The sequence below is a fragment of the Streptomyces sp. NBC_01016 genome, assembly GCF_026341035.1.
In the GTDB taxonomy this organism is placed as follows: Bacteria; Actinomycetota; Actinomycetes; order Streptomycetales; family Streptomycetaceae; genus Streptomyces.
Window position 1 is genome coordinate 1,650,095 of the sequence record NZ_JAPEOQ010000002.1, and the last position, 14,715, is coordinate 1,664,809.

At 69.3% G+C, this 14,715-nt stretch carries 13 protein-coding genes; all 13 read left to right on the plus strand.

From position 1 onward, the window contains the following. Positions 1–231: 231 nt before the first annotated feature. The 13 genes from pyrR (at position 232) to metK (ending at position 14,633) form a co-directional block, all read left to right on the plus strand. Complete coding sequence (gene pyrR / locus OG746_RS34290) at positions 232–804, plus strand: bifunctional pyr operon transcriptional regulator/uracil phosphoribosyltransferase PyrR (RefSeq protein ID WP_266721807.1); 573 nt, start codon at positions 232–234, stop codon at positions 802–804. 102 nt (positions 805–906) lie between these two features. Beyond that, the gene (locus OG746_RS34295) at positions 907–1,896 is read left to right on the plus strand and encodes an aspartate carbamoyltransferase catalytic subunit (protein ID WP_266721809.1); all 990 of its coding nucleotides are present in this window, start codon (positions 907–909) and stop codon (positions 1,894–1,896) included. Positions 1,897–1,898: 2 nt separating this feature from the next. Further along, entirely contained in the window at positions 1,899–3,188 is a 1,290-nt protein-coding gene (locus tag OG746_RS34300; RefSeq protein WP_266721811.1) for a dihydroorotase, read from the plus strand. Then, positions 3,185–3,766, plus strand: coding sequence for a PH-like domain-containing protein (locus tag OG746_RS34305; RefSeq protein WP_266721813.1), 582 nt, complete (start codon positions 3,185–3,187; stop codon positions 3,764–3,766). The genes OG746_RS34300 and OG746_RS34305 overlap by 4 nt, the downstream gene beginning before the upstream one ends. Next, complete coding sequence (gene carA, locus OG746_RS34310) at positions 3,763–4,920, plus strand: glutamine-hydrolyzing carbamoyl-phosphate synthase small subunit (protein ID WP_266721815.1); 1,158 nt, start codon at positions 3,763–3,765, stop codon at positions 4,918–4,920. The genes OG746_RS34305 and carA overlap by 4 nt, the downstream gene beginning before the upstream one ends. Further along, a complete protein-coding gene (gene carB / locus OG746_RS34315; protein WP_266721817.1) occupies positions 4,913–8,221 on the plus strand; it encodes a carbamoyl-phosphate synthase large subunit in 3,309 nt (1,102 codons plus the stop codon). The genes carA and carB overlap by 8 nt, the downstream gene beginning before the upstream one ends. Positions 8,222–8,309: 88 nt before the next feature. Next, the gene (locus OG746_RS34320) at positions 8,310–9,416 is read left to right on the plus strand and encodes a quinone-dependent dihydroorotate dehydrogenase (RefSeq protein WP_266721819.1); all 1,107 of its coding nucleotides are present in this window, start codon (positions 8,310–8,312) and stop codon (positions 9,414–9,416) included. Beyond that, entirely contained in the window at positions 9,413–10,258 is an 846-nt protein-coding gene (gene pyrF / locus OG746_RS34325; RefSeq protein WP_266721821.1) for an orotidine-5'-phosphate decarboxylase, read from the plus strand. The genes OG746_RS34320 and pyrF overlap by 4 nt, the downstream gene beginning before the upstream one ends. A 279-nt stretch (positions 10,259–10,537) precedes the next feature. Continuing rightward, entirely contained in the window at positions 10,538–10,861 is a 324-nt protein-coding gene (locus tag OG746_RS34330; protein ID WP_026246651.1) for an integration host factor, read from the plus strand. A gap of 72 nt (positions 10,862–10,933) precedes the next feature. Next, positions 10,934–11,491, plus strand: a complete 558-nt coding sequence (gene gmk / locus OG746_RS34335) for a guanylate kinase (RefSeq protein ID WP_266721823.1) — start codon at positions 10,934–10,936, stop codon at positions 11,489–11,491. A gap of 26 nt (positions 11,492–11,517) precedes the next feature. Further along, entirely contained in the window at positions 11,518–11,790 is a 273-nt protein-coding gene (gene rpoZ / locus OG746_RS34340) for a DNA-directed RNA polymerase subunit omega (protein ID WP_266721825.1), read from the plus strand. Between the two features lie 68 nt (positions 11,791–11,858). After that, positions 11,859–13,133 carry a bifunctional phosphopantothenoylcysteine decarboxylase/phosphopantothenate--cysteine ligase CoaBC gene (gene coaBC / locus OG746_RS34345; RefSeq protein WP_524540512.1) on the plus strand — a complete coding sequence of 425 codons (1,275 nt, stop codon included), beginning with the start codon at positions 11,859–11,861 and terminating at the stop codon, positions 13,131–13,133. A 291-nt stretch (positions 13,134–13,424) separates the two neighbouring features. After that, on the plus strand, positions 13,425–14,633 hold the full coding sequence (gene metK, locus OG746_RS34350; RefSeq protein WP_266721829.1) for a methionine adenosyltransferase: 1,209 nt from the start codon (positions 13,425–13,427) through the stop codon (positions 14,631–14,633). Positions 14,634–14,715 lie beyond the last annotated feature (82 nt).

Consider the following 14,715-nt stretch of genomic DNA (forward strand, 5'->3'; position numbering starts at 1 on the left):
ACACTGCATCACTAAGCGGCTGCGCCGCGTGGCTGTAACTCACTGTGAGGTTACGCAGCGTTACTTGGCCGCGTCAAGCCGAATGGTCCGTACCGACCTTCTCGTGAATTCCGCGGTCTCGCACCTCCAGGCGGGTGATCAGCGATGTTGTGGGGGCTGGTAGTGTTGACGACGCAAATCCGACGTCCTTTAAGGTCCGTCCCGTGAGGCGGAGAAGGGGGTCCGTTTCGTATGGACACACAGCAGTCCGATGCCCGGCCCGTACTCGAAGGCCCTGACATCGCGCGGGTACTGACCCGCATCGCCCACGAGATCGTCGAGCGCGCCAAGGGCGCCGAGGACGTGGTTCTCCTGGGCATCCCCACGCGAGGCGTCTTCCTCGCCCGCCGGCTGGCCGAGAAGCTCGAAGAGATCACCGGCCGCGCCATCCCCGTCGGCTCGCTCGACATCACGATGTACCGCGACGACCTGCGCATGCACCCGCCGCGCGCGCTCGCCCGCACCGAGATCCCGGGTGACGGCATCGACGGCCGCCTCGTCGTCCTCGTCGACGACGTGCTCTTCTCCGGCCGCACCATCCGCGCCGCCCTCGACGCCCTGAACGACATCGGGCGCCCGCGTGCCGTGCAGCTCGCCGTCCTCGTCGACCGCGGCCACCGCGAACTCCCCATCCGTGCCGACTACGTCGGCAAGAACCTCCCCACGTCGCTGCGGGAGACGGTCAAGGTCCAGCTCGCCGAGGAGGACGGCCGCGACGCCGTGCTGCTCGGTGCCAAGCCGGACGCCCAGGCGGCCGAGCAGTAGCACCCCTTCCTGCCGTGCGCGCGCACGCGTACGGCCCGACAGGTGTGCCCTCGCGCGCCCGTATGTCCTGAATCTCCTGAACTGCCTTACGGAGCACCCCAGATGATGCGACACCTCATCTCGGCCGCCGACCTCTCCCGCGACGATGCCGTACTCATCCTCGACACCGCCGAGGAGATGGCCCGCGTCGCCGACCGGCCCATCAAGAAGCTGCCCGCGCTGCGCGGCCGGACCATCTGCAACCTGTTCTTCGAGGACTCGACGCGTACGCGGATCTCGTTCGAGGCCGCCGAGAAGCGCCTGTCCGCCGACGTCATCAACTTCGCCGCCAAGGGGTCGAGCGTCTCCAAGGGCGAGTCCCTCAAGGACACCGCCCAGACCCTCGAGGCCATGGGCGTCGACGCCGTCGTCATCCGGCACGGCGCGTCCGGCGCCCCGTACCGGCTCGCCACCTCCGGCTGGATCGACGCGCCCGTCATCAACGCCGGTGACGGCACCCACCAGCACCCCACGCAGGCGCTGCTCGACGCCTTCACGATGCGCCGCCGCCTCATCGGTCCCGACGCCGGGATCGGCCAGGGCCTCGACGGCAAGCGCGTCACGATCGTCGGCGACGTGCTGCACAGCCGCGTCGCCCGCTCGAACGTCGACCTGCTGCACACGCTCGGCGCCGAGGTCACCGTCGTCGCGCCGCCCACCCTGGTGCCGGTCGGCGTCGAGACCTGGCCGTGCGAGGTCTCGTACGACCTGGACTCCACCCTCACCAAGTCCGACGCGGTGATGATGCTGCGCGTGCAGCGGGAGCGGATGAACGCCGCGTTCTTCCCGACCGAGCGCGAGTACTCGCGCCGCTACGGGCTGGACGGCGACCGCATGGCGCGGATGCCTGAGCACTCCATCGTGATGCACCCCGGCCCGATGGTCCGCGGCATGGAGATCACCGCCGAGGTCGCCGACTCCGACCGCTGCACGGTCATCGAGCAGGTCGCCAACGGCGTGCACACGCGGATGGCCGTCCTGTACCTGCTTCTCGGCGGCAACGAGCCCGCCGTCAGCCACACTCGCCCCACCGGTTCCGAGGAGACGAAGTAACAATGAGCAAGACCCTTATCCGTGGTGCGAAGGTGCTCGGCGGCGAGCCGCAGGACGTGCTGATCGACGGCGGCGTGATCGCCGAGGTCGGCAGCGGACTGTCCACCGAGGGCGTCGAGACCATCGTCGAGGCCGAGGGCAAGGTCCTCCTGCCGGGCCTCGTCGACCTCCACACCCACCTGCGCGAGCCGGGCCGCGAGGACTCCGAGACCGTCCTGACCGGTACGCGGGCCGCCGCCTCCGGTGGCTACACGAACGTGTTCGCCATGGCCAACACGTTCCCGGTCGCCGACACCGCCGGCGTCGTCGAGCAGGTCTACCGGCTCGGCCAGGAGCACGGCTACTGCGACGTGCAGCCCATCGGCGCCGTCACCGTCGGCCTGGAGGGCGTCAAGCTCGCCGAGCTGGGCGCCATGCACGAGTCCGCCGCCGGCGTCACCGTCTTCTCCGACGACGGCAAGTGCGTCCACGACGCCGTGATCATGCGCCGCGCCCTGGAGTACGTGAAGGCCTTCGGCGGCGTCGTCGCCCAGCACGCGCAGGAGCCCCGCCTCACCGAGGGCGCCGAGATGAACGAGGGCACCGTCTCCGCCGAGCTGGGCCTCGGCGGCTGGCCTGCGGTGGCCGAAGAATCGATCATCGCCCGGGATGTGCTGCTCGCCGAGCACGTCGGCTCCCGCGTGCACATCTGCCACCTGTCGACCGCCGGCTCCGTCGAGATCGTCCGCTGGGCCAAGTCCCGCGGCATCGACGTCACCGCCGAGGTCACCCCGCACCACCTCCTGCTCACCGACGAGATGGTGCGCTCGTACAACCCGGTCTACAAGGTCAACCCGCCGCTGCGTACCGAGAAGGACGTCATGGCGCTGCGCGAGGCGCTGGCCGACGGCACGATCGACATCGTCGCCACCGACCACGCCCCGCACCCGCACGAGGACAAGGACTGCGAGTGGGCCGCCGCCGCCATGGGCATGGTGGGCCTGGAGACCGCGCTCAGCGTGGTCCAGCAGACGATGGTCGAGACGGGCCTCCTGAGCTGGGCCGGGGTCGCCGACCGGATGTCCGTGAAGCCCGCCGAGATCGGACAGGCCCACGGCCATGGACGTCCCGTCTCGGCAGGTGAGCCCGCGAACCTGGTTCTCGTCGACGCCGACTACCGTGGTGACGTGGACCCCGCGGGCTTCGCCTCCCGCAGCCGCAACACCCCGTACGAGGGCCGTGAGCTGCCGGGGCGCGTCACCCACACCTGGCTGCGGGGCAAGGCCACCCTCGCCGACGGGAAGCTCGCGTGACACCTCTGCAACCACTCGCTGTCCTCGCTGCCGAACAGAAGTCGGCGGAGGTGACGGACTGGCCGAACCGGATCGGCTGGATCGTCGGTCTGCTGCTCTTCATCGCGCTCGTCTACTGGCTGATGCGCCAGGGCTGGAAGTGGCGCGGCACCCTGCAGGGCGACCTGCCGCCGCTGCCCGACGCGCCTTCGGAGCAGGGCCCGGCGAAACTGGAACTGAGCGGCCGGTACCACGGCTCCACCAGCGCAGGGCAGTGGCTCGACCGCATCGTGGCGCACGGCCTCGGCACTCGCAGCCGCGTGGAGCTGACGCTCACCGACGCGGGCCTGACCGCCGTACGCCCCGGAGCGACGGACTTCTTCGTCCCCGTGGACGCGCTGCGCGAGGCCCGGCTCGACAAGGGCATCGCCGGCAAGGTCCTCACAGAGGGCGGCCTGCTGATCGTCACCTGGGCGCACGGCGACAAGCTGATCGACTCGGGATTCCGCTCCGACCACGCCGCCGAGCAGGCGGAGTGGGTCACCGCAATCAACAACATGATCAAAACGAAGATCACGACGGAAGGCACCGCACGATGACCACCTCCACCAGGGGAACTGCGAAGGTTCCCGCCGTGCTCGTCCTGGAGGACGGCCGGGTGTTCCGCGGCCGCGCCTACGGGGCCGTGGGGGAGACCTTCGGCGAGGCCGTGTTCTCCACCGGCATGACCGGCTACCAGGAGACCCTCACCGACCCGTCGTACGACCGCCAGATCGTGGTCGCGACCGCCCCGCAGATCGGCAACACGGGCTGGAACGACGAGGACGACGAGTCGAAGCGCATCTGGGTCTCCGGCTACGTCGTGCGCGACCCCGCGCGCGTGCCGTCCAACTGGCGCGCCAAGCGCAGCCTGGACGACGAGCTGGTCGCGCAGGGCATCGTCGGCATCTCCGGCATCGACACCCGCGCCCTCACCCGGCACCTGCGCGAGAGCGGCTCCATGCGCTCCGGCATCTTCTCCGGCGAGACGCTCCCGGCCGACGCCGAGCTCGTCGCGAAGGTCCAGGCGCAGCCCGCGATGAAGGGCCTGAGCCTGTACGAGGAGGTCGCCACCAAGGAGGCCTACGTCGTACCGGCGATCGGTGAGAAGAAGTTCACCGTCGCCGCCATCGACCTCGGCATCAAGGGCATGACCCCGCACCGGATGGCCGAGCGCGGCATCGAGGTGCACGTGCTGCCGGCCACCGCGTCTCCTGAGGACGTGTACGCCGTGAATCCCGACGGCGTGTTCTTCTCCAACGGCCCGGGCGACCCGGCCACCGCCGAGGGCCCGGTCGCGCTGATGACCGCTGTCCTGGAGCGCAAGACGCCGCTGTTCGGCATCTGCTTCGGCAACCAGATCCTCGGCCGCGCCCTCGGCTTCGGCACGTTCAAGCTGAAGTACGGCCACCGAGGCATCAACCAGCCGGTGCAGGACCGCACGACCGGCAAGGTCGAGGTCACCGCCCACAACCACGGCTTCGCCGTGGATGCGCCGCTGGACAAGGTGAGCGACACCAAGTTCGGCCGCGTCGAGGTTTCCCACGTGTGCCTCAACGACGACGTCGTGGAGGGGCTCCAGCTGCTCGACCAGCCGGGCTTCTCCGTCCAGTACCACCCCGAAGCGGCGGCCGGTCCGCACGACGCCGCGTACCTGTTCGACCGCTTCACTTCTTTGATGAGCACAGTTCTGATGGAGTCCGCCCGTGCCTAAGCGCAACGACCTGAAGTCCGTACTCGTCATCGGCTCGGGCCCGATCGTCATCGGCCAGGCCGCGGAGTTCGACTACTCCGGCACCCAGGCCTGCCGGGTGCTGAAGAAGGAGGGCCTGCGGGTCATCCTGGTCAACTCCAACCCGGCGACGATCATGACCGACCCGGAGATCGCCGACGCCACGTACGTCGAGCCGATCACCCCCGAGTTCGTCGAGAAGATCATCGCCAAGGAGCGCCCCGACGCGCTCCTGCCCACCCTCGGCGGCCAGACCGCGCTCAACACCGCGATCTCGATGCACGACCAGGGTGTCCTCGAGAAGTACGGCGTCGAGCTGATCGGCGCCAACGTCGAGGCGATCAACAAGGGCGAGGACCGCGACCTCTTCAAGGGTGTCGTGGAAGAGGTCAAGAAGAAGATCGGGCACGGCGAGTCCGCCCGCTCGTACATCTGCCACTCCATGGACGACGTCCTGAAGGGTGTCGAGGAGCTCGGCGGCTACCCGGTCGTCGTCCGCCCCTCCTTCACCATGGGCGGCGCCGGCTCCGGCTTCGCGCACGACGAGGAGGAGCTGCGCCGCATCGCGGGTCAGGGCCTCACGCTCTCGCCGACCACCGAGGTGCTCCTGGAGGAGTCCATCCTCGGCTGGAAGGAGTACGAGCTGGAGCTGATGCGCGACAAGAACGACAACGTCGTGGTCGTCTGCTCCATCGAGAACTTCGACCCGATGGGCGTGCACACCGGTGACTCGATCACCGTCGCCCCGTCGATGACGCTCACCGACCGCGAGTACCAGCGGCTGCGCGACATCGGCATCGCGATCATCCGCGAGGTCGGCGTCGACACCGGCGGCTGCAACATCCAGTTCGCGATCAACCCCGACGACGGCCGCGTCATCGTCATCGAGATGAACCCGCGTGTCTCGCGCTCGTCCGCCCTCGCCTCCAAGGCCACCGGCTTCCCGATCGCGAAGATCGCCGCCAAGCTGGCCGTCGGCTACACGCTGGACGAGATCCCGAACGACATCACCGAGAAGACGCCGGCCTCCTTCGAGCCGACGCTCGACTATGTGGTCGTGAAGGCCCCGCGCTTCGCCTTCGAGAAGTTCCCGAGCGCCGACTCCACGCTGACCACGACCATGAAGTCGGTCGGCGAGGCCATGGCCATCGGCCGCAACTTCACCGAGGCGTTCCAGAAGGCGCTGCGCTCGCTGGAGAAGGCGGGCTCGCAGTTCTCCTTCGTCGGCGAGACCGGTGACAAGACCGCCCTCCTCGAAGAGGCCGTCCGCCCGACCGACGGCCGCATCAACACCGTCATGGAGGCGATCCGCGCCGGCGCCACGCCCCAGGAGATCTTCGACTACACGAAGATCGACCCGTGGTTCGTGGACCAGCTCTTCCTCATCAAGGAGGTCGCCGACGAGCTCGCGGCCGCCCCCGAGCTGACGCGTGAGCTGATCGCGGAGGCCAAGCGGCACGGCTTCTCCGACCGCCAGATCGCCGAGATCCGCGGCCTGCGCGAGGACGTCGTCCGCGAGGTCAGGCACGCCCTCGGCGTCCGCCCGGTCTACAAGACGGTCGACACCTGCGCCGCCGAGTTCGCCGCCAAGACGCCGTACTTCTACTCCTCGTACGACGAGGAGAGCGAGGTCGCGCCGCGCGAGAAGCCCGCCGTGATCATCCTCGGCTCCGGCCCGAACCGCATCGGCCAGGGCATCGAGTTCGACTACTCCTGCGTCCACGCCTCCTTCGCGCTCAGCGACGCGGGCTACGAGACCGTGATGGTCAACTGCAACCCGGAGACGGTCTCCACGGACTACGACACGTCCGACCGCCTCTACTTCGAGCCGCTGACCCTCGAGGACGTCCTGGAGATCGTCCACGCGGAGTCGCTCGCGGGCCCGATCGCGGGCGTCATCGTGCAGCTCGGCGGCCAGACCCCGCTGGGCCTCGCGCAGGCGCTCAAGGACAACGGCGTGCCCGTCGTCGGCACGCCCCCGGAGGCGATCCACGCCGCCGAGGACCGCGGCGCCTTCGGCCGCGTGCTCGCCGAGGCAGGCCTCCCGGCCCCGAAGCACGGCACCGCCACGACGTTCGCGGAAGCGAAGACGATCGCCGACGAGATCGGCTACCCGGTCCTCGTCCGCCCCTCGTACGTGCTCGGCGGCCGCGGCATGGAGATCGTCTACGACGAGGAGCGCCTCTCCTCGTACATCGAGGAGTCGACGGAGATCAGCCCCTCGCGGCCGGTCCTCGTCGACCGCTTCCTCGACGACGCGATCGAGATCGACGTCGACGCCCTGTACGACGGCGAGGAGCTCTACCTCGGCGGCGTCATGGAGCACATCGAGGAGGCCGGTATCCACTCCGGCGACTCGGCGTGCGCCCTGCCCCCGATCACCCTCGGCGGCTACGACATCAAGCGCCTGCGCGCCTCTACGGAGGGCATCGCCAAGGGCGTCGGCGTACGCGGACTCATCAACATCCAGTTCGCCATGGCCGGGGACATCCTCTACGTCCTCGAGGCCAACCCGCGCGCCTCCCGCACGGTCCCCTTCACCTCGAAGGCGACCGCTGTGCCGCTCGCGAAGGCCGCCGCCCGCATCTCGCTGGGCGCCACCGTCGCCGAGCTGCGCGCCGAGGGCCTGCTCCCGAAGACCGGCGACGGCGGCACGCTGCCCATGGACGCGCCGATCTCCGTCAAGGAGGCCGTCATGCCGTGGTCGCGCTTCCGCGACATCCACGGCCGCGGCGTCGACACGGTCCTCGGCCCGGAGATGCGCTCCACCGGCGAGGTCATGGGCATCGACTCCGTCTTCGGCACGGCGTACGCCAAGTCGCAGGCGGGCGCCTACGGTCCGCTGCCGACGAAGGGCCGGGCGTTCATCTCCGTCGCCAACCGCGACAAGCGCTCGATGATCTTCCCGGCGCGCGAGCTGGTCGCCCACGGCTTCGAGCTGCTCGCCACGTCCGGCACCGCCGAGGTCCTCAAGCGCAACGGCATCAACGCCACGATCGTGCGCAAGCAGTCCGAGGGCGAGGGCCCGAACGGCGAGAAGACGATCGTCCAGCTGATCCACGACGGCGACGTCGACCTGATCGTCAACACCCCGTACGGCACCGGTGGCCGCCTCGACGGCTACGACATCCGTACGGCGGCGGTCTCCCGCTCCGTGCCGTGCCTGACCACGGTCCAGGCGCTCGCCGCGGCCGTCCAGGGCATCGAGGCGCTGGGCCACGGAGACGTGGGCGTGCGCTCACTGCAGGAACACGCGGAGCACCTGACGGCGGCCCGCGACTAAGGATCCAGCAGCCCAAGAGGGGGACACCAAAACGGTGTCCCCCTCTTCATGAGGCCACCGCCTCATGAGGACCTATAGGACTTCAGGCATGTACAAGCTGTTCTTCAACCTCGTCTTCAAGCGCATGGACCCCGAGAAGGCCCACTACCTGGCCTTCCGCTGGATCCGTCTCGCGGCCCGCACGCCCGTTCTGCGCACCTTCGTAGCCGCGTATCTCGCGCCGCGCCACAAGGAGCTGCGTACGGAGGCCCTGGGCCTGCGGATGCACGGTCCCTTCGGGCTCGCCGCCGGCTTCGACAAGAACGCCATCGCGATCGACGGCATGTCGATGCTGGGCTTCGACCACGTCGAGATCGGCACCGTCACGGGCGAGGCCCAGCCGGGCAACCCCAAGAAGCGCCTGTTCCGCCTTGTGCAGGACCGCGCGCTCATCAACCGCATGGGCTTCAACAACGAGGGTTCGCTGGCCGTGGCGGCCCGCCTGGCCTCCCGCAACCCGGTCTTCAGGACCACGGTCGGCGTCAACATCGGCAAGACCAAGGTCGTGCCGGAGGCCGAGGCCGCCGCCGACTACGTGAAGTCGACCGAGCGGCTCGCCGCGTTCGCCGACTACCTCGTCGTGAACGTGTCCTCGCCGAACACGCCGGGCCTGCGCAACCTCCAGGCCACCGAGGCGCTGCGGCCGCTCCTGAGCGCCGTGCGCGAGGCGGCCGACCGCACGGTCACGTCGCGCCGTGTCCCGCTCCTCGTGAAGATCGCGCCCGACCTCGCCGACGAGGACATCGACGCGGTCGCCGACCTGGCCGTCGAACTCGGCCTGGACGGCATCATCGCCACGAACACCACCATCTCCCGCGAGGGCCTCAGCACCGGCGGCGACGTCGTGAAGGAGATCGGCGGCCTGTCCGGCGCTCCCCTCAAGGAGCGCTCCCTGGAGGTCCTCAGGCGCCTGTACGCGCGCGTGGGCGACCGGATCACGCTCGTGGGCGTCGGGGGCATCGAGAACGCCGAGGACGCCTGGCGACGCATCCTCGCCGGTGCCACGCTCATCCAGGGCTACTCGGCCTTCATCTACGAAGGCCCCTGCTACGCCCGCGCGATCCACAAGGGACTCGCCGCCCGCCTGCACAACTCCCCGTACGCCACGCTCGCCGACGCGATCGGCGCCGATGTCAGGAAGAAGGCTTCCGCATGAGTGCGATGGACCCCTTCGGCGCGCGCCTGCGCCGCGTCATGGACGAGCGCGGTCCGCTGTGCGTCGGCATCGACCCGCACGCCGCCCTGCTGTCCTCCTGGGGCCTGAACGACGACATCACGGGCCTGGAGACCTTCACGCGCGTGTGCGTCGAGGCCATGGCCGACACGGTGGCCGTGGTGAAGCCGCAGATGGCGTTCTTCGAGCGGTTCGGCTCGCGGGGCGTCGCGGTCCTGGAGCGGGCCGTGGCGGACCTGCGCGCCGCCGGGACCCTCGTCGTCATGGACGCCAAGCGCGGCGACATCGGCTCCACCATGGCCGCGTACGCGGAGACCTTCCTGCACAAGGACTCCCCGCTGTTCTCGGACGCCCTGACCGTCTCGCCGTACCTCGGCTACGGGTCCCTGAAGCCGGCCGTCGACCTGGCGCGCGAGTCCGGAGCGGGCCTCTTCGTGCTCGCGCTCACCTCGAACCCCGAGGGCGGCGAGGTCCAGCACGCGGTCCGCGCCGACGGTCGCAACGTGGGGGCGACGATGCTCGGGCACCTTGCCGAGGAGAACGCGGGGGAGGACCCCATGGGCTCCTTCGGAGCCGTCGTCGGCGCGACGCTCGGCGATCTGTCCTCCTACGAGCTCGACATCAACGGCCCGCTCCTCGCCCCCGGCATCGGGGCGCAGGGTGCCACGGCGGCCGATCTCCCGTCCGTGTTCGGCTCCGCCGTGCGCAATGTCGTACCGAATGTGAGCCGTGGAGTTCTCAAGGCGGGACCTTCGGTCGCCGCCCTTCGGGACGCCTCCGTGCGGTTCGCGGACGAGGTGCGCGAGGCCGTCGCGGGGGCCTGACGCGAGAGGTTTAGGGGTGGCACTCCGTGCCGACCTTGGGTTTTGCGTCTCAATCCTGTCCTGTTTAGCGGTCGATTTGTCCAGAATGTACGGCTCGACAGAGGCTGACCAGGACTTTTCGTCTGTTCTCGCTGACTCTGGCGGCCATGCCCGCTAGTCTCCGTCGAGAGTCAACGGCCAACTGCACGCCAGCGGGTTGTTCGTTGCTCACCAGGTGTGGGGCGATTAGGTTCCTCACCGGTCCGTATCCGACAGTTCGACATCCGAGGTGACGTAGGCGTGGCTCTTCCGCCCCTTACCCCTGAACAGCGCGCAGCCGCGCTCGAAAAGGCCGCCGCGGCTCGCCGGGAGCGGGCCGAGGTCAAGAATCGACTCAAGCACTCCGGCGCCTCCCTCCACGAGGTCATCAAGCAGGGCCAGGAGAACGACGTCATCGGCAAGATGAAGGTCTCCGCCCTCCTGGAGTCCCTGCCCGGCGTGGGCAAGGTCCGCGCCAAGCAGATCATGGAGCGGCTCGGGATCTCCGAATCCCGCCGGGTGCGCGGTCTCGGTTCCAACCAGATCGCCTCCCTGGAGCGCGAGTTCGGCAGCACCGGAGCCTGAGCGGCCGAGCCCGCCCCGGGGTGATTCCCGGGGCTGGTCCGGGCACTCCGGAACAACTGGAATAATCGCTGCATGAGTGAACGTCCGCGGCTGACCGTGCTCTCCGGCCCCTCGGGGGTCGGCAAGAGCACGGTTGTCGCCCATATGCGCAAGGAACACCCCGAGGTCTGGCTCTCGGTGTCGGCCACGACCCGCAAGCCGCGCCCCGGCGAGCAGCACGGTGTCCAGTACTTCTTCGTCACCGACGAGGAAATGGACAAGCTGATCGCCAACGGTGAGCTCCTCGAGTGGGCCGAGTTCGCGGGGAACCGCTACGGCACCCCGCGCCGGGCCGTGCTCGACCGCCTGGAGGCGGGGGAGCCGGTGCTGCTCGAGATCGACCTCCAGGGCGCACGCCTGGTCCGGGAATCGATGCCCGAGGCGCAGCTGGTCTTTCTGGCTCCTCCGAGCTGGGAGGAGCTGGTCCGCCGGCTCACCGGGCGCGGTACGGAGGCGCCGGAGGTCATCGAGCGTCGTCTCGAGGCCGCCAAGGTGGAGCTCGCCGCCGAATCGGAGTTCGACACCACGCTTGTCAATACCTCCGTCGAGGGCGTGGCCCGTGAGCTGCTAGCCTTGATGAAAGTTCTTTGATCTTTAACCCCATCGGAAGGCAGAGAGTGTCCTCTACCATCACCGCGCCCGAGGGCATCATCAACCCTCCGATTGATGAGCTCCTCGAGGCCACCGACTCGAAGTACAGCCTGGTCATCTACGCCGCCAAGCGCGCGCGTCAGATCAACGCGTACTACTCGCAGCTCGGTGAGGGCCTCCTCGAGTACGTCGGCCCGCTCGTGGACACGCACGTCCACGAGAAGCCGCTCTCGATCGCTCTTCGTGAGATCAACGCGGGTCTGCTGACGTCCGAGGCCATCGAGGGCCCGGTTACGTAAGTACCGCGTTTCTGCGGAATTTCTTCATTACAGGCCCGGCAGCGCGACTGCCGGGCCTGTGGTGTGTCATGGAGTCGTACGCTCGCGCTTCAGGGGCGCACGTCCGAGATTCAGGGGAGAAGCCGGTGTCGAAGCCGAAGGTCGTTCTGGGGGTCAGCGGCGGAATCGCCGCCTACAAGGCGTGTGAGCTGCTGCGTCGACTGACGGAGTCCGGCCACGACGTGCGCGTCGTGCCGACCGACTCGGCGCTGCACTTCGTCGGCGCCGCGACCTGGTCGGCACTCTCCGGCAACCCGGTCTCGACGGAGGTCTGGGACTCGGTCCACGAGGTGCCGCACGTGCGCATCGGCCAGCACGCGGACCTCGTGATCGTCGCGCCGGCCACCGCCGACATGCTCGCCAAGGCGGCCCACGGGCTCGCCGACGACCTTCTTACGAACACGCTCCTCACCGCCCGATGTCCGGTCGTCTTCGCCCCCGCGATGCACACCGAGATGTGGGAGCACCCGGCCACCCAGGAGAACGTCGCCACGCTGCGCCGCCGCGGCGCCCTCGTCATCGAGCCGGCCGTCGGCCGCCTCACGGGCGTCGACACCGGCAAGGGCCGCTTCCCCGACCCGACGGAGATCTTCGAGTACGCACGCAGGGTGCTCGCGCGCGGCGACGCCCCGCAGGACCTCGCCGGCCGCCACGTGGTCGTCAGCGCCGGCGGCACCCGCGAGCCCCTCGACCCGGTCCGCTTCCTCGGCAACCGCTCCTCCGGAAAGCAGGGCTACGCGCTTGCCCGCACGGCGGCGGCGCGCGGCGCCCGCGTCACGCTGCTCTCGGCCAACGCGGACCTGCCGGATCCGGCGGGCGTCGACGTCGTCCACGTGGGAACGGCCGTTCAGCTGCGCGAGGCGGCCCTCAAGGCGGCCGCCGATGCCGACGCGGTGGTCATGGCCGCGGCCGTCGCCGACTTCCGCCCCGAGGCGTACGCGACCGGGAAGATCAAGAAGAAGGACGGCGAGGAGCCGGCGCCGATCGTCCTCGTCCGCAACCCGGACATCCTTGCCGAGCTGTCCGCCGACCGGGCCCGACCGGGACAAGTCGTCGTAGGCTTCGCCGCGGAGACCGACGACGTCCTCGCGAACGGCCGCGCCAAGCTCGCCCGCAAGGGCTGTGACCTGCTCGTCGTCAACGAGGTGGGGGAGCGCAAGACCTTCGGCTCCGAGGAGAACGAGGCCGTGATCCTGGGCGCCGACGGGCACGAGACCCCGGTCCCCCACGGCCCGAAGGAAGCGCTCGCCGACCGTGTCTGGGACGAGGCGGCGCGCCGCCTCGCGCCCGCGACGGACGGCTGAATCTTTGCCTAACACGCGCGGAACCCCATCGGTGCGTGAAATTCACATCCGGCACCCCTGACGCATGGAAACCCCGAAAACACGCCAATTTCGGGCGAGCAGTACCCTTCCGAAGACCGATCGTCGTATCGCAGAATGCGGTGTCGCAGGTCACAGCACTCCCAGTGGGCGAGACACGTGACCCGGCGGCCGAGTACGACCGATAAACTGTTCCCGGACGGTGCCGGGCGCAGCCCCCCGCACCAACCGTCAAATGATCAGCCAGCAGCCGCTGCAACCACAGGGAGCGTTGTGTCCCGTCGCCTGTTCACCTCGGAGTCCGTGACCGAGGGTCACCCCGACAAGATCGCTGACCAGATCAGCGACACCATTCTCGATGCGCTGCTGCGCGAGGACCCCTCGTCCCGCGTCGCCGTCGAGACGCTGATCACCACTGGCCTCGTGCACGTCGCCGGCGAGGTGACCACGAAGGCGTACGCGCCGATCGCGCAGCTCGTGCGCGACAAGATCCTCGAGATCGGCTACGACTCGTCGAAGAAGGGCTTCGACGGCGCGTCCTGCGGCGTCTCGGTCTCCATCGGCTCGCAGTCGCCCGACATCGCGCAGGGCGTCGACACGGCGTACGAGAAGCGCGTCGAGGGCGACGAGGACGAGCTCGACAAGCAGGGCGCGGGCGACCAGGGCCTGATGTTCGGCTACGCGTGCGACGAGACGCCGGAGCTCATGCCGCTCCCGATCCACCTCGCGCACCGCCTCTCGCGCCGCCTCTCCGAGGTGCGCAAGAACGGGACGATCCCCTACCTGCGCCCCGACGGCAAGACCCAGGTCACCATCGAGTACGACGGCGACAAGGCGGTCCGTCTGGACACGGTCGTGGTCTCCTCGCAGCACGCGAGCGACATCGACCTGGACTCGCTCCTCGCCCCCGACATCCGCGAGTTCGTGGTGGAGCCGGAGCTGAAGGCGCTGCTCGACGACGGCATCAAGCTGGAGACCGAGAACTACCGCCTGCTGGTCAACCCGACCGGCCGCTTCGAGATCGGCGGCCCGATGGGCGACGCCGGTCTGACCGGCCGCAAGATCATCATCGACACCTACGGCGGCTACGCCCGCCACGGTGGCGGCGCCTTCTCCGGCAAGGACCCGTCCAAGGTCGACCGCTCGGCCGCGTACGCGATGCGCTGGGTCGCCAAGAACGTCGTGGCCTCGGGGCTCGCCTCGCGCTGCGAGGTCCAGGTCGCGTACGCGATCGGCAAGGCCGAGCCCGTCGGTCTCTTCGTGGAGACCTTCGGTACGGCGACGGTCGACACGGACAAGATCGAGGCCGCGATCTCCGAGGTCTTCGACCTCCGTCCGGCCGCGATCATCCGCGACCTCGACCTGCTGCGTCCGATCTACTCCCTGACGGCCGCGTACGGCCACTTCGGGCGCGCGCTGCCCGAGTTCACGTGGGAGAAGACCGACCGCGTGGACGCGCTGCGCAAGGCCGCGGGGCTGTAGGCCCTGAGCCATTGACCGGTAGGCCTTGAGCCGTTGATCGGTCCCTGGGGCCCGGTTCTCCTTCGGGAGGGCCGGGCCCTTC

What these genes read in the sequence shown, in the direction of transcription:
- pyrR (WP_266721807.1), top strand. Translation starts at nt 232, where the DNA reads ATGGACACACAGCAGTCCGATGCCCGGCCCGTACTCGAAGGCCCTGAC.
- OG746_RS34295 (WP_266721809.1), top strand. Translation starts at nt 907, where the DNA reads ATGATGCGACACCTCATCTCGGCCGCCGACCTCTCCCGCGACGATGCC.
- OG746_RS34300 (WP_266721811.1), top strand. Translation starts at nt 1,899, where the DNA reads ATGAGCAAGACCCTTATCCGTGGTGCGAAGGTGCTCGGCGGCGAGCCG.
- carA (WP_266721815.1), top strand. Translation starts at nt 3,763, where the DNA reads ATGACCACCTCCACCAGGGGAACTGCGAAGGTTCCCGCCGTGCTCGTC.
- OG746_RS34320 (WP_266721819.1), top strand. Translation starts at nt 8,310, where the DNA reads ATGTACAAGCTGTTCTTCAACCTCGTCTTCAAGCGCATGGACCCCGAG.
- pyrF (WP_266721821.1), top strand. Translation starts at nt 9,413, where the DNA reads ATGAGTGCGATGGACCCCTTCGGCGCGCGCCTGCGCCGCGTCATGGAC.
- gmk (WP_266721823.1), top strand. Translation starts at nt 10,934, where the DNA reads ATGAGTGAACGTCCGCGGCTGACCGTGCTCTCCGGCCCCTCGGGGGTC.
- coaBC (WP_524540512.1), top strand. Translation starts at nt 11,859, where the DNA reads ATGGAGTCGTACGCTCGCGCTTCAGGGGCGCACGTCCGAGATTCAGGG.